The organism is Enterococcus sp. DIV2449a, from assembly GCF_051711225.1.
GTDB classification, from domain to species: Bacteria; Bacillota; Bacilli; order Lactobacillales; family Enterococcaceae; genus Enterococcus_D; species Enterococcus_D casseliflavus.
Genome location: NZ_JBIOME010000001.1, coordinates 1,524,415 through 1,538,771, shown reverse-complemented (window position 1 = coordinate 1,538,771; position 14,357 = coordinate 1,524,415). Strand labels below are relative to the sequence as shown.

Annotated in this window: 14 protein-coding genes; 3 read left to right on the top strand and 11 right to left on the bottom strand. The window is 41.3% G+C overall.

Annotation, left to right across the window (positions count from 1 at the left end; all coding sequences use genetic code 11):
• Positions 1–3: 3 nt before the first annotated feature.
• The 4 genes from fabD to fabT form a co-directional block, all read right to left on the bottom strand.
• Positions 4–927: an ACP S-malonyltransferase gene (fabD, locus tag IGI76_RS07190; RefSeq protein WP_194192876.1), complete on the bottom strand. Its 924-nt coding sequence runs from the start codon at positions 925–927 to the stop codon at positions 4–6.
• Between the two features lie 123 nt (positions 928–1,050).
• Positions 1,051–1,275, bottom strand: coding sequence for an acyl carrier protein (locus IGI76_RS07185; protein WP_005225890.1), 225 nt, complete (start codon positions 1,273–1,275; stop codon positions 1,051–1,053).
• A 52-nt stretch (positions 1,276–1,327) separates the two neighbouring features.
• Positions 1,328–2,290 (bottom strand): beta-ketoacyl-ACP synthase III, encoded by a 963-nt coding sequence (locus tag IGI76_RS07180; protein WP_005225889.1) that lies wholly within the window; start codon positions 2,288–2,290, stop codon positions 1,328–1,330.
• Between the two features lie 9 nt (positions 2,291–2,299).
• On the bottom strand, positions 2,300–2,740 hold the full coding sequence (gene fabT, locus IGI76_RS07175) for a fatty acid biosynthesis transcriptional regulator FabT (protein ID WP_008378199.1): 441 nt from the start codon (positions 2,738–2,740) through the stop codon (positions 2,300–2,302).
• A gap of 320 nt (positions 2,741–3,060) precedes the next feature.
• Between fabT and IGI76_RS07170 the strand changes: the two genes are divergently transcribed.
• Positions 3,061–4,002, top strand: coding sequence for a GIY-YIG nuclease family protein (locus tag IGI76_RS07170; protein ID WP_438781274.1), 942 nt, complete (start codon positions 3,061–3,063; stop codon positions 4,000–4,002).
• 69 nt (positions 4,003–4,071) lie between these two features.
• On the opposite strand, the gene IGI76_RS07165 is transcribed toward IGI76_RS07170, so the two are convergent.
• The 4 genes from IGI76_RS07165 to IGI76_RS07150 form a co-directional block, all read right to left on the bottom strand.
• Positions 4,072–4,302 (bottom strand): YkuJ family protein, encoded by a 231-nt coding sequence (locus tag IGI76_RS07165; RefSeq protein WP_005225886.1) that lies wholly within the window; start codon positions 4,300–4,302, stop codon positions 4,072–4,074.
• Between the two features lie 83 nt (positions 4,303–4,385).
• The gene (locus IGI76_RS07160) at positions 4,386–5,261 is read right to left on the bottom strand and encodes an NAD(P)-dependent oxidoreductase (RefSeq protein WP_167822832.1); all 876 of its coding nucleotides are present in this window, start codon (positions 5,259–5,261) and stop codon (positions 4,386–4,388) included.
• A gap of 74 nt (positions 5,262–5,335) precedes the next feature.
• A complete protein-coding gene (locus IGI76_RS07155) occupies positions 5,336–6,568 on the bottom strand; it encodes a glycosyltransferase family 4 protein (protein WP_005225884.1) in 1,233 nt (410 codons plus the stop codon).
• 31 nt (positions 6,569–6,599) lie between these two features.
• Complete coding sequence (locus IGI76_RS07150) at positions 6,600–7,610, bottom strand: glycosyltransferase (protein WP_034858001.1); 1,011 nt, start codon at positions 7,608–7,610, stop codon at positions 6,600–6,602.
• Positions 7,611–7,992: 382 nt separating this feature from the next.
• Between IGI76_RS07150 and IGI76_RS07145 the strand changes: the two genes are divergently transcribed.
• Entirely contained in the window at positions 7,993–9,288 is a 1,296-nt protein-coding gene (locus IGI76_RS07145; RefSeq protein WP_194194237.1) for an ISL3 family transposase, read from the top strand.
• Positions 9,289–9,396: 108 nt separating this feature from the next.
• On the opposite strand, the gene ptsP is transcribed toward IGI76_RS07145, so the two are convergent.
• The 3 genes from ptsP to IGI76_RS07130 form a co-directional block, all read right to left on the bottom strand.
• Entirely contained in the window at positions 9,397–11,124 is a 1,728-nt protein-coding gene (ptsP, locus tag IGI76_RS07140; RefSeq protein WP_140964866.1) for a phosphoenolpyruvate--protein phosphotransferase, read from the bottom strand.
• Positions 11,124–11,390 carry a phosphocarrier protein HPr gene (locus IGI76_RS07135; protein WP_003126335.1) on the bottom strand — a complete coding sequence of 89 codons (267 nt, stop codon included), beginning with the start codon at positions 11,388–11,390 and terminating at the stop codon, positions 11,124–11,126. Before IGI76_RS07135 ends, ptsP begins: the two co-directional genes overlap by 1 nt.
• A 160-nt stretch (positions 11,391–11,550) precedes the next feature.
• Positions 11,551–11,742, bottom strand: coding sequence for a hypothetical protein (locus tag IGI76_RS07130; RefSeq protein ID WP_005225880.1), 192 nt, complete (start codon positions 11,740–11,742; stop codon positions 11,551–11,553).
• A gap of 270 nt (positions 11,743–12,012) precedes the next feature.
• Between IGI76_RS07130 and IGI76_RS07125 the strand changes: the two genes are divergently transcribed.
• Positions 12,013–14,274: an ATP-dependent Clp protease ATP-binding subunit gene (locus tag IGI76_RS07125; RefSeq protein ID WP_194193206.1), complete on the top strand. Its 2,262-nt coding sequence runs from the start codon at positions 12,013–12,015 to the stop codon at positions 14,272–14,274.
• Positions 14,275–14,357 lie beyond the last annotated feature (83 nt).

The following is a 14,357-nucleotide window of genomic DNA, read 5'->3' as shown; positions in this document are numbered from 1 at the left end:
CTCCTAGTTGAATCGGGCTAGTGTATCTGCCAACGTTTGGCTATCTTCTACACGCGCAGTCTGTATTTCTTTGTCTATTTTCTTCATAAAACCGCTCAATACTTTTCCTGGTCCGATCTCGATGACTTGTTGGATGCCAAGCTGCTTCAGTGTCGCAATGCTTTCGTAAAAACGCACTGGCGATTTCACTTGCAGCGTCAACAGTTCCTTGATTTGGTCTTGCTGCATTGGCTGCGCGGTCGTATTGCTGATGACAGGTACTTGTAACTCATCAAAGGTGATTTGAGCTAATTCCTTTGCTAATTGCTGTGATGCGGGTTCCAACAAAGCAGTATGGAAAGGACCGCTGACATTTAAAGGAATCACCCGTTTGGTTCCAGCAGCTTGTAACAATTCCACCGCTTTATCCACTGCCGGCGCTTCACCGCCAATGACGATCTGCTGCGGCGTATTGTAATTCGCTGGTGTCACGATCCCCACTTGACTTGCTTCTTTACAGATTTCTTCAATCGTTTCAGCGGGTGTGTTCATCACAGCGACCATTTTCCCAACACCTGCTGGCGCCGCACTTGCCATATACCGACCGCGCTTTTGCACCAATGCGACTGCTGTCTGGAAATCAAGTGCACCACTAGCGACTAGGGCTGTATATTCGCCTAAACTCAAGCCAGCAACAGCATCTGCTTTGATTCCTTGCGCATCCAAAAGTCGCCAAAAAGCCGTACTTACCGTTAAGATGGCAGGCTGCGTATATTCCGTCTGGTTTAAACGTTCGTTTTCAGTAAAGCATAGCTCGGCCATATCATATCCTAGAATGGTGCTGGCTTGTTCAAACGTCTCACGAACGATTGCTTCTTGGTGATAGAGCTCTTCTCCCATTTGGGGGTACTGTGCGCCTTGACCGCTAAATAAAAAGGCTGTCTTCATCTTGCACTCCTTCATTACTTTGATCGTTGTCGTTGGAGAACATGGCTTCTTGCAGTTCGTCTATGAATCAGCAAAAACACGTTCTTAAAAAGGAAAGGCTAGGCTGTCTGCCTAGCCTTTGTTTTATGCTTGTTGTTTTTCTACATATTTAACTAGATCTTCAACGGTTGTGATACCATCTTCTGTTTCGATCTTCACATCGAATTCATCTTCGATCTCGTTAATGATTTGGAAAAGATCCAAGCTGTCTGCTTCTAAATCTTCTTGGATGTTTGTGTTCAATTTGATTTCTTCTTTTTCTTTTCCTAATTCTTCTGCTACGATTTCTTGAATTTTTTCGAATACCATGTGTATATTCCTCCAATGTGTTTTTCAATAGTAATTTTGTTTCGTGAACAAGTTATAAGGTGGCTAACATAGTTCCCCATGTCAATCCGCCGCCAAAACCTGAGAACACCACTTTTTGACCACTGCCAAGTGACAGTGTACCTCGTTTGATTTCTTCATCTAGCAATAACGGAATCGAGGCTGCCGAAGTATTACCATAATCTTGCATATTTTGCAAAAATTTCTCACGGGGCTGCTTCAGCTTGCGAGCAACTTTGTCTAAAATACGTGAATTTGCTTGGTGAAGCAAAAAATAATCGATTGCTTCATCTTGTGTCAGATCATTGATCGAGGCGACCACATCACGCGTCGCAAAATCAAAGATTTCTCGTCCAATCATTTGCATACAAGCACTATACGCCGGAGCGTTTTGTGAAAAAGGATTCTCATTCGTTCGAAAACCAGATGTTAAGGACATGCCTCGCGTCCCATCTGCTTTTAAAGACTCTTTGAGCAAATGCTGCTCTGAAGATGCTTCCAGCAATAGACCGCCGGCACCATCTCCGAATAAAACAGCCGTCGAACGGTCGTTCCAATCCAAGACTTTTGAAAGTACTTCTCCACCGATGACCAATCCTTTTTTAGCGCCCGTTCGAATCAGTTTTTCAGCCATAGACAATGCATACACGAAACCAGCACATGCTGCACTGATATCAAAAGCAAAGGCATTGACTGCTCCAATCGCTCCTTGGACTTGGCAAGCAACCGCCGGTGTATTGAAATCCGGTGTGATCGTCGCTACCAAGATAAAATCTAGACTTTCTGCTGAAAGCTGAGCATCTTGCAAGAGCGTTTGAGCGACGCGAATACAAAGGTCTGAAGTGTTTTCGCCAACAGCGACTCTTCTTCGTTTGATTCCCGTGCGAGAATGGATCCATTCATCTGAAGTATCCATCAAATTTGATAGATCATCATTTGTTACGATTTTTTCTGGAACATAACTTGCAGTCGCGGTAATTTTTCCAAACATATTCATCCATTATTCTCACTTATAATCTTGTAAAAAGTCATGCAGATTTTTCAGTGCTTTCAACAGTGCCTGTTCCTCTTCAGGAGACATCTGACTCAAGACACCCTTCACCATCTCACGATGAAAATGCTGATGAACACGATAAAGGAGTTTTCCTTTTTTCGTCAAACCTAGTTTAACGACTCGCCGATCATCTTCACTGCGAATCCGTTCTACATATTCTTTTTTCACCAAACGATTGATCGCGATGGTCAAAGTCCCAACAGTGATCGAAAGCTCTTTGGCAACTTCAGTCGTGGTCTTTTTTTTGTACATCCCGATGGCTTCGATGGTATGCATTTCGGTAATTGAAAGGTCTTTGAATTGAGATTTTTTCAATTCAGATTCTTCAATCACTAAGATGTCATTAAAGACGCTGACTAAGTAGTCATTAACTGTTTCTAAATTGGGTTCCATAACCTTCACCATCCGAATACTTTGATAATCAAATCATTTGATAGTCAAACTATATCGGAAGTTATTGAGAAATGCAAGAATTTTTTCGAACTTTTTTGATTTTTAAGCGCATTTTTATTTAAGAATTGATTTTCTAAGATTTTAAAAGCTGCGAGTTGACAAAATAATCCGTTTCCGTTATAGAAAAATTTCCTTTGAATGTCAAAGTTTATCATTGCGTTGCCTCCACTCTATTCCTATTTTTTTCTTGTCAACGGCCAGCAAACGTTGCTCTCTCCGCTCTCATCTGCTACTCTTTGAAGGAAGGAGAGGAAAGATCGATGAATCCGAACAAAGAGTTTCTAAAAAACAAAGCAAATGCACTGCCTGAAAAGCCTGGCGTTTATCTAATGAAAGATCAACACAACGAAGTCTTGTATGTGGGAAAAGCCAAATCATTGAAGCAGCGTGTCGTTTCCTACTTCCGAAAAAACCAGCAGCATGCCAATAAGGTGCTTCGACTTGTTTTTAATGTCGTTGATTTTGAAACTATCGAAACAGATACCGAATTGGATGCACTATTACTTGAATGTCGTTTGATCCAAGCTTTTCATCCTATCTACAACCGCCAAATGAACCATTCAGCGAACTATTGCTTTGTTGATTTGACGAATCATAGCTTCACGATCACTCAAACACCACAAATTGGCAGTTATGGCCCCTTTCGACAAACAAAAAAATTGCCTGTGTTGTTTCAATTATTGTCAGAAACGTTTCAATTGCCGACTGTCAACGAACTGACGCTATTAACCTTACGTAAGCAACTCCCTCAAATGGAGGCGTATTCCTTGGAAGAGAAGTGGCGAGAGATCGGCTGTTTTTTTGCAGGAAAGAAGACCGACTGTTTTTCACTCCTTAAAAAACGCTTGGCATACCTGATTGATCACTTATTGTTTGAACAAGCTAGTGTACTGCAGCGAGAGATCCATTTAGCAGAAAGCTTTTACCAAGAAATCGTGAGGGTCAATCAGTTCATTCAAGAACCGGAAGTGATTTTTTCGATTCCCCTTGACTTAGAGGAGCCAGTATCACAGACGACTCAACTCAAATACTATCAAGTCAGCTTTGGTAAGTTGATCCAAACAAACATTCTTTCTCCCGAAGAAACATTCCAGCCACTTCCGCCATCAAGCGCTGCGCTGCCTTTAGCCCCGGAAGATCTCGATCCATTAGGGATCATCCTTAATCACCTGTACCGCCAAGAAAAAGCAGCAGACAAATAAAAAACAGCAAGCCCAAGTAGGCTTGCTGTATAGATATGAGTCAAAGACATCAAAACGTCCCACTCATTCTTATTGGATCAAATCATAGATTTCCATGGCTACAATATCAACATTATCAAATTGATAAGATTGACTTGATTCTGCTTCCGTTAATTCAAACGTTTCTGTCGAATTGTCATAAGTAACGGTACATTTTTCGACGCCTTCTTTTTCAAAACGACGTACTTGAACTTCATTGTCTTGCGCTTCGACCATCGCTTCTAAACGTTTGATGATAGCGACTAATTGCGAACTTTTCATTCGTAAGCCTCCTTTTTCTGTCCGTTATATTGTATCAAAACATCCTCTATCTTGCATTGATTTTTCGTATTTTTTTTGTCATTTTAAGATTTTTTTCCATCTTGCCACCAAAGTTTAATCAGCGCCTGCGTTCCGTCATTTTCGAAGCCTTTTTCAGCCAACTGATCATACAATTTTTTAGCTAAAGCGGTGCTTGGCAAATCCAATCCCATCTTCTTGGCCTCATCCAAAGCGATCCCCAAATCTTTGATGAAATGTTTGACAAAAAAGCCTGGTGAATAATCCTCTTTTAGGATACGAGGACTATAATTCGTCATGGACCAATTGGCTGCCCCACCACCAGAAAGGGTTTCAATCACTCGTGGTAAATCAAGACCCGCTTGGTTCGCATAGACCAGCATTTCTGTCATCCCCGTCATGGTTCCGGCAATCATGATCTGATTGGCCATTTTCGTATGCTGACCTTTCCCTGCCCCTCCTTGAAGTTGAAACGTCTTTCCTAATACTTCAAAAAGTGGTTTTACTTGTTGGTAAGCTTTTTCATCGCCACCAACCATAATCGTTAGCGTAGCGTTTCTCGCACCAAGATCCCCACCAGAAACTGGCGCATCGATACTCGCTGCTCCTTTTTCCTTCGCTGTCTGGTAGATTCGTTCAGCCAAATCAGGTGTACTGGTGGTAAAATCCACCAATGTTTTGCCCGTCACAACCGTTTGAAAAATCCCTTGAGGTCCATAGTAAACTTCTTCAACGTCGGATGGATAACCAACCATTGTAAAGATGATTTCACTTTCTGATGCAACTTCTGTTGGGGTGTCACACCAAATTGCTCCATTCGCAACGAGTTCATCTGTTTTTGCTTTCGTCCGATTGTAAACATTCACTGTATGTCCGGCAGCTAAGAGATGACCAACCATCGCTTGACCCATGACACCAGTACCGATAAATCCTAATTTCATGCAGATCCCTCCAAAATAAAAAAGTTCATGTCTTTAGTATACGCTAAAAACATGAACTTGCGAAAATTTTCTGTTTAATCGATCGTTCGGCGAAAGGCCTTTAATTTTACTTTGAATTTTTCTAGCGTCTGCTCGGTTTCTTTTTCGATGCGTTCTGTTTCATAATAAGCGACCATGTCATGGTAGAAAGATAGCATCGACTCACCGAAGCGCAATGCCGAGATCTCGTACATTTTTCTAGCAAGAACTTCGGGATCAGCAGGAATCTTTCGTTCATAATAATCAATAAATGCTTTTGCGAAATCCCGATCACTCTCATAGGTGACGCCTAAAGACGGATCGTCGATCAAGGTATTTAAGTAGTCATTGCCTTCAACGACTAACGGTGTTCCAGCAGCCATTGCTTCCGTGTAAGTCAGTCCTTGTGTTTCTGATGTGGACGCACTAACGAAGTAATCCGCAGCGTGGTAATAGATCGCCACTTTATCATTTGCCACTTCGCCGACAAATTGAACATGGTCAGATAAAGCCATATCCACCACTTTTTCTTCTAATTTTTCTTTATGCGGACCTTTCCCAACGATCACTAATTGCGCATCAGGAATCTTCGTTAAAATTTCTGGCATGCCGTCGATGATTGCTTGGATATTCTTTTCATAAGAAATACGACTGAGGGAAAGCAGCATGGGTTGATTCTCAGTGATGCCCAATTTCTCCCGCAATTCTTTTTTCATGTCAGTTGTAATATCCGGTCGGCGAAACTTCTCAACTTCGATCCCTGTGGGGATGATCCGCATTGGTGAAACCACACCATACCCTCTCAGCGTATCGATGACCCGTTCACTTGGACAAACAACACCTGTCGAGTGGTTGGCAAATAGCCGTGAAAGATATTTCACGTGAGATGGCCGCAAGACCTTTCCGTTTGCGATGTAGTGCAAGTAATCTTCATACATTGTATGGTAGGTATGGATCACAGGAATCTGCAATTTACGCCCCACCATTTTCCCCAACATCCCAGAACCAAACTCTGTATGGGTATGGATCAATTCCAATTCTAATTCTTTGGCGATCAAATAGGCATACAACATGCCGCGAACCACGATTCGCCGATCTTTGAAGGACACAAACGGGACACTTGGCATGCGAATGATATCTTCTTCGTCCAGATCAGCATTTGGATCGGTCGTTGTAAAGATATACACTTTATGGCCTTTTTTCTCAAGCTCTTCTTTCAATGTCTTGATCGATGTCGCCACACCACTTACCTGGGGGAAGTAGGTGTCAGTAAAAAATCCGATTTTCAAAACGGTACCTCCAAACTTTACATTAGTTTCTTCATTCCGTATTCATCACTTTTGTATAAACCTCTTGTAATTTAAACCCAATTTCATCAATACTCTTTTGCTTTGCTGTTTCATAACCCGCTTCACTCAATGGTGGCAACGTGCCCTCCACGATTCCTTTGATTTTCTCAATAAATCCTTCATTGGTTTTTTCCATGTATGCATTGTGCCCATTACTTAGCCACCCTTTATAAACAGGAATATCCCGAACGAGCACATTTTGGCGGCTGGCTAACGCCTCAAGGACTACGATCCCTTCTGTTTCTTCATAAGAAGGAAAGAAGAATAAATCGGCAGCGGAATATGCGCCTTCGATAATGTCTCCTTTGATATAACCTGGAAATAACACATTTTCTGGATGGTCTTCATTGACGAGGTCGCGGATCTGTTTAGGAATCGTCATCATTGGTGTATGACCAAACCAGATAAACGTATACTCAGGCAATTGTCTAGCTATCTCTACAAAATCAAGAATGCCTTTTCGTTCAAAAAATAAACCGACGGATATAATGACTTTTTGATCTGGTAAGAGATTGAAATACTCACGAAAGGCTTTTTCTTTCTCTTGATCCGGCTGATATTTGTCAAGATCGATGCCGTTTGAGATTGCCTCGATCGGTACTTGGATACCATACCCTTCCAAAAGTTCTTTCGAATAAGGAGTCGGTGTGATCAACTGATCGGCTCTAGAATAAAGATTGATCAAATATTTTTTATATAATGGCGAAAGCTGGTTTGAGCCGATAAATGAATTCCGAAAATCCTCTTCTGTAGAATGGGCATGGTAAATCACTTTTTTCCCTTGTCTTTTAGCTTTGTTGACCATGTGCATACTATTGATCCCATACGTGTTGATATGAAGGATATCATAGTCCTCATCATTTTTATCAAGAGTAAAAGGAATCCCGACAGATGTCAGCGCTCGTTGCTGATGGGCCAACGCTCGACCGATACCTGATTTAGCTAATAATTTTTCTCCTTCAAAATAAAGAAGTACTTTCAAAGATGATTCCTCCTTGGAAATGCTTATATCTGATATTAGTATACCATAGGCAATCGGAGACATACTCCTACCATGGTCCTAGATTTTGTTCCCCATTTAATCATGATACGTGAAAAACCTACGGAATCATAGCTTTATACAAAGATATGACAAAATTGTTCGTTTTCTGAAAAAACGAGCAGGCTGTTGCAAGTCAAATCGAACAAGAAGGCTTCTTATAACAAAAAAAGGCAACAAGCAAAATTGGGCTCTATAATTTATGGGACTGATGAATCAGAATTGATTCTTCAGTCCCATTTTCATTTTAGGTATTAAAAAACATATCGTTCTCTAGTATGATTAAATCACCACAAAATAAACAACTGAGAGGACGATATGCTATATGAATGATTCTATCAAAAAAATGCTGAGAATAATAGAGAAAGATTTGATGATTACAGAGGTCTCTTACGAGACCCTTCAGAAGAAAAAGACGTTGGTCGTCGATGCTGTTCTCTCGCCTACTCCTCGTGCTTGTAGAAGTTGTGGTTCTACTGTGGTAGATGGAAACGGGAAAGCAATTATAGTGAAAAATGGGAAGAAGGAAACGATTGTCCGTTTTGAACAATACAATCATATGCCTTTGGTTATGCGCCTAAAAAAGCAGCGCTATACCTGTAAAAACTGTCGCACCCATTGGACGGCTCAAAGTTATTTTGTCCAACCCAGACATTCAATCGCAAATCATGTTAGATATAAAATTGCTTCTTTACTGATTGAAAAAGTATCTTTATCTTTTATTGCGAAAAGCTGTCAGGTATCTTTGACCACCGTTATTCGTACATTGAAAGAGTTTAAAAGCTATTTACCAAAGCAATCTAAGAAGATTCTCCCCAGAGTATTGATGGTTGATGAATTTCGTTCGCATGCTTCCATAGAAGATAAAATGAGCTTTATTTGCGCAGATGGTGAAACAGGAAAATTAATAGATGTTTTGCCTACGCGTAAATTACCTCGATTAACAAGCTATTTCTTAGGTTGTACCAATCCAGAAGAAGTAGAATTCTTGGTGACAGACATGAACGCCGCCTACTTCCAGCTCACCAAACGTGTTCTGCCAAATGCGAAAGTAGTGATTGATCGGTTTCATATTGTCAAACACATGAATCAAGCGTTCAATGAGTTGCGTATCCGTGAAATGAATGAACTTCGTAAAGCCGGACAGAAAAGCCAGGCAGAAAAACTGAAAAAGAACTGGCGCTTTTTGCTAAAAAATCGTGCAAACATCAACCACTATGAATACAAAACATGGAAAAGTTTCCGAGCACCAAAGTACCCATTTCTTACTGAAGCAATGATGATTGATCGATTGCTTGAGTTTTCTACGCCCCTGAAGGAGGCGTATCCCTTTTTTCATGAATTAGTTGAAGCCTTTCGAGACAAAGACCCTGACTTATTTTTCTGCATATTGGCAGAACTTCCCGAAACGTTAGATGACGGCTTTCGGGAGAAGCTTCAAAACCTTCTGTCCTATGAAGAAGGCATCACCAACGCAATGATCTATCCTTATTCCAATGGAAAAATAGAAGCGAAGAATACCCACATAAAGACAATGAAACGAGTATCCTACGGATTTAAATCATTCGAGAACATGAGAATTAGAATCTTTTTGATCAATCAATTAATCATTGTAAGATAACAAAAAATCTGAGCCAGAATGTGGTTCGTTCTGACCCAGATTTGATTTTGCACAACTCATCAGTCCTTATTGACAAAGAGCCCAAAATTGCTTGTTGCCTAGAAATGATTAGTTTACATACTGTTCGATTAGCTCAACAACTTCTTCCATTGTATCGCAATCTTCTAAAGCACGTTTTGCTAACTCTTGCATGTCAGTCGTTGACAAGCGTTTCATTAAGCTACGTGTTTTCAGAACAGATGTTGCACTCATTGAGAACTCATCTAAGCCCATACCTACAAGAAGTGGCACAGCAGTTTGATCGCCCGCCATTTCTCCACACATACCAGCCCATTTGCCTTCAGCATGCGCTGAGTCGATCACGTTTTTGATCAAACGTAAAATTGATGGGTTGTATGGTTGGTACAAGTAAGACACGCGCTCGTTCATGCGGTCTGCAGCCATGGTGTATTGGATCAAGTCATTGGTACCAATACTGAAGAAGTCAACTTCCTTGGCAAACTTGTCTGCTAAGACAGCAGCTGCTGGAATTTCGATCATGATTCCGACTTGGATCTCGTTAGAAATCTCAACGCCTTCGTCAATCAATTTTTGACGCTCTTCTTCATACATTTTCTTCGCTGTACGGAACTCTTTCAATGTTGCCACCATTGGGAACATGATACGTAAGTTGCCGTGAGCAGAAGCACGTAACAACGCACGAAGTTGGGTACGGAACATGTCATCCCCAAGTTCAGATAAGCTGATACGCAATGCACGATAGCCTAAGAAAGGATTCATTTCATGAGGCAATTTTAGGTAAGGAAGTTCTTTATCGCCACCGATATCCATTGTACGGACAACCACTGGTTTGCCAGCCATTCCTTCTAAAACTGCTTTGTATGCTTTGTATTGGTCTTCTTCTGTTGGGAAATCAGGAGAATCCATGTACAAGAATTCAGTACGGTATAAACCGACTGCTTCTGCACCATTGTTGTGGACACCTTCTAAATCTTTTGGCGTTCCAATGTTCGCAGCTAATTCAAAGTGCTTGCCATCAGCGGTAACTGTTTCAGCATCTTTCAATTTTTCCCATTCTGCTTTTTGTTCTGCGTAGGCTTTCCCAGCTTCAACAAATTCAGCTGCTTGGTCATCTGTCGGGTTGACGATAACGTCACCGATAATACCGTTAACAGCTAAGATGTCGCCCGCTTTCACTTTTGCAGTGATCTCCATTGTTCCAACGATTGCTGGGATTTCAAGAGAACGTGCCATGATAGCGGAATGAGAAGTACGTCCACCGATATCTGTTACAAAAGCTTTTACAAAGTTGCGGTCTAATTGTGCAGTATCACTTGGTGTCAAGTCATGCGCAACAACGACTACTTCTTCGTTGATCATTGAAGGATTAGGCAAAGTCACATTCAGCAAATGCGCCAAGATACGTTTTGCGACATCTTTAATGTCAGCTGCCCGTTCTTGCATGTAAGCATTGTCATCCATTGCTTCAAACATACCAATATACATGTCAGTAACTTCTTTCAACGCAGCTTCTGCATTGACTTTGTTATCTGTCACGTTTTGTTTGATTTGACCAATCATCTCAGGATCTGAAAGAACCATTAAATGAGCATCAAATACTTGTGCTTCTGCTTCACCTAAAGTTTGCGCTGCTTTGTCGCGGATTTGTTGTAATTCCGCTGTTGACTTCGCTAACGCATCATCTAAGCGTGCTTCCTCTGCTGCAGTATCTTCAACTGATACTTTTGAAAAAGATAAATCAGGTTGTACTAACAGGTAGGCTTTCGCAACGGCTACACCATCACTAGCAGCAATTCCTTTTAGCATCTCAACCATTATTCAGACAAACCTTCTTTTTTCATTGTTTCTACGATTGCAGCGATTGCATCTGCTTCGTCAGCACCTTCAGCAGTGATAGTTACATCAGAACCTTGGCCAACGCCTAATGACATTACGCCCATGATTGATTTAAGGTTTACTGATTTACCTTTGTACTCTAAGTTGATATCAGAGTTGAATTTGCTTGCTGTTTGAACCAATAATGTAGCTGGACGTGCGTGAATCCCTGTCTCAGCAACTACGTGAAAATCTTTCTTTTCCATATTGATCAATCTCCTTTATGATACGTTTTTTTGTGTGAAGGCAAAATTTCCATGCATGCAATGACACCCGAAAAAAATCGCCCTTTCAACTGTTAAGATTACCATTTTTTTCCTCGATAGACAACCGTTTTCTCTTAAATAAACGATTGAAATAAATGTCCTATTTATTTTCTTGCACATAACGGTAGATGATCTTCCCATTTAAGCCCGCTTCTCCGACAAAAGAAGACCGATCTTCCAACTGGAGCCAGACATCTCTAAACGCCAGGAATTCTGGCTGTTGGACAATCAATTCTTGGATCTCTCCATTGCGCAAACGCGTTATTTCTGAAGCAAAATCTCTGTTCTCCATCCTCAATTCTCACCTCTTTCTTTCTATTATAATGGAATTACTTTTTATTTAAAAGACGCTTCTGCTAATGAAAGAGCGGCAAAAATTTTTACGAGTAAAATTCTTGCAGTCTGACAAAAAGTTAGTATAATAGAATTATGGTCAGTAAAGGTCAATAACACATTACCTCGAAGATGACCGTTTCTATGCACACAGCCCCTTTTCTTTTACAAGTGTAAAAAAGCGCCGTAAAATAAGGGTGTTGGAACAAATATGAAAGGTCGTGAATCTATGCTTTGTCAAAATTGCGGCAAAAATGAAGCGTCTATTCATTTATATGCCAGTGTCAATGGTCAAAGAAAACAACTCGATTATTGTCAAAGTTGTTACCAAAAATTAAAAGCTCAATCTGGGAATGCTACAGCTGCAATGGCGCAAGATCCTTTTGGATTCGGCAATATTGATGATCTATTTCGTCAAATGTCTCGCCAGATGCAGCAAGGAAATACCCCTTATGAACAAACCCCTCCGACGCAAACCGGCGGTAACGGTTTTGTCGGCGGTCAGCCTCCACGCAATAACCAAGCACCTGCAGGTCTGTTAGGAGAATACGGTATCAATATTACCCAAATGGCTCGTGATGGCGAAGTCGATCCAGTCGTTGGTCGTGATTCAGAGATCAAACGAGTGATTGAGATCCTTAATCGTCGAACAAAAAACAACCCTGTGCTTATTGGTGAACCTGGAGTTGGGAAAACTGCCGTCGTTGAAGGGTTAGCCCAAAAAATCGTCGATGGCGATGTGCCACAGAAACTAATGGACAAAGAAGTCATTCGTTTGGACGTTGCGTCTCTTGTACAAGGCACAGGTATACGTGGCCAATTTGAAGAACGCATCCAAAAATTGATTGAAGAAATCAAGCAAGCAGAAAACGTGATTTTGTTCATTGATGAAGTCCATGAAATCGTTGGCGCTGGTGCAGCTGGCGACGGAAATATGGATGCTGGAAACATCTTAAAACCAGCTCTTGCCCGTGGAGAACTACAAATGGTCGGAGCAACGACGTTAAATGAATACCGCATCATCGAAAAAGATGCTGCTTTAGAACGCCGTTTGCAACCAGTACGTGTGGATGAACCTTCTGTGGAAGAAACGATCCGCATCTTAAAAGGTTTGCAACCACGTTATGAAGATTATCATCATGTGAAATATACTGATGAAGCGATCGCAGCTGCCGCGACCCTTTCTAACCGATACATCCAAGACCGATTCTTGCCTGATAAAGCAATCGATCTACTAGATGAAACAGGTTCTAAGAAAAACTTGACGATCCAAATCGTTGATCCAAAAACGATCGAAAAGAAATTACAAGAAGCAGAAGAACAAAAACAAGCTGCCTCTCGAGAAGAAGATTTCGAAAAAGCTGCTTACTATCGCGATCAAATCAATAAATTGCAAAAAATGAAGGAACGCCAAATCAGCGAAGAAGAAACGCCAGTCATTACCGAAAAAGACATGGAACAAATCGTTGAAGAACGGACGAATATTCCAGTTGGTGAATTGAAAGAAAAAGAACAAACGCAATTGAAAAATCTTGCGGATGACTTGAAAGCAAAAGTTATCGGACAAGATGAAGCGATCGACAAAGTAGCAAAAGCGATTCGCAGAAATCGGGTCGGTTTAGGCAAACAAAATCGTCCGATCGGCTCTTTCCTATTCGTCGGTCCAACCGGTGTCGGGAAAACCGAATTGGCAAAACAATTAGCCTATGAGATGTTTGGTTCTGAAGAATCGATGATTCGTTTCGACATGTCAGAGTATATGGAAAAACACAGTGTATCCAAACTGATTGGCTCTCCTCCTGGTTACGTTGGCTATGAAGAAGCGGGTCAATTGACTGAAAAAGTTCGTCGGAATCCATATAGCCTGATTTTATTAGACGAAGTGGAAAAAGCCCATCCTGATGTATTGCATATGTTCTTGCAAATTCTCGATGATGGTCGTTTGACAGATGCCCAAGGACGTACGGTCAGCTTTAAAGATACCTTGATCATCATGACAAGTAATGCTGGAACTGGGAAAGTTGAAGCCAACGTCGGCTTTGGCGCAGCGCGTGAAGGCATCACACGTTCCGTGTTAAATCAATTGAACAATTACTTTACGCCAGAATTTCTCAATCGCTTTGACGGGATCATCGAATTCAAGGCACTAAGCAAGGAAAACTTGTTATCGATCGTGTCCCTTATGCTGCATGATGTCAATCAAACACTTAGTCATCAAAAATTGCATATCGATGTTCCACAAGACGTGCAAGAAAAACTGGTCGATCTAGGTTACAGCGCAACGATGGGTGCTCGCCCATTGCGTAGGACCATCCAAGATCAAATCGAAGATGGAATTGCTGAATATTACCTTGAGCATCCTCAAGTCCGTCAGTTAAAAGCACAATTGGAGGATTCCGATAAAATCGTTGTAACTTCAGCTGAATCCTCTGCACTTCCTGAAGAAGCACCTTCAGCTGAAGAGGAAAAACCATCAGAAACAGATGAGTAATAACGTGTCAAAACGGTGACCAAACCGTTCGTTTTGCCAGACAACCATGTTTTGCCAAAAAATTGGGTAATTCCGAGTTGTCT

What these genes read in the sequence shown, in the direction of transcription:
- fabD (WP_194192876.1), bottom strand. Translation starts at nt 927, where the DNA reads ATGAAGACAGCCTTTTTATTTAGCGGTCAAGGCGCACAGTACCCCCAA.
- IGI76_RS07185 (WP_005225890.1), bottom strand. Translation starts at nt 1,275, where the DNA reads ATGGTATTCGAAAAAATTCAAGAAATCGTAGCAGAAGAATTAGGAAAA.
- IGI76_RS07180 (WP_005225889.1), bottom strand. Translation starts at nt 2,290, where the DNA reads ATGAATATGTTTGGAAAAATTACCGCGACTGCAAGTTATGTTCCAGAA.
- fabT (WP_008378199.1), bottom strand. Translation starts at nt 2,740, where the DNA reads ATGGAACCCAATTTAGAAACAGTTAATGACTACTTAGTCAGCGTCTTT.
- IGI76_RS07170 (WP_438781274.1), top strand. Translation starts at nt 3,061, where the DNA reads ATGAATCCGAACAAAGAGTTTCTAAAAAACAAAGCAAATGCACTGCCT.
- IGI76_RS07165 (WP_005225886.1), bottom strand. Translation starts at nt 4,302, where the DNA reads ATGAAAAGTTCGCAATTAGTCGCTATCATCAAACGTTTAGAAGCGATG.
- IGI76_RS07160 (WP_167822832.1), bottom strand. Translation starts at nt 5,261, where the DNA reads ATGAAATTAGGATTTATCGGTACTGGTGTCATGGGTCAAGCGATGGTT.
- IGI76_RS07145 (WP_194194237.1), top strand. Translation starts at nt 7,993, where the DNA reads ATGAATGATTCTATCAAAAAAATGCTGAGAATAATAGAGAAAGATTTG.
- ptsP (WP_140964866.1), bottom strand. Translation starts at nt 11,124, where the DNA reads ATGGTTGAGATGCTAAAAGGAATTGCTGCTAGTGATGGTGTAGCCGTT.
- IGI76_RS07135 (WP_003126335.1), bottom strand. Translation starts at nt 11,390, where the DNA reads ATGGAAAAGAAAGATTTTCACGTAGTTGCTGAGACAGGGATTCACGCA.
- IGI76_RS07130 (WP_005225880.1), bottom strand. Translation starts at nt 11,742, where the DNA reads ATGGAGAACAGAGATTTTGCTTCAGAAATAACGCGTTTGCGCAATGGA.
- IGI76_RS07125 (WP_194193206.1), top strand. Translation starts at nt 12,013, where the DNA reads ATGCTTTGTCAAAATTGCGGCAAAAATGAAGCGTCTATTCATTTATAT.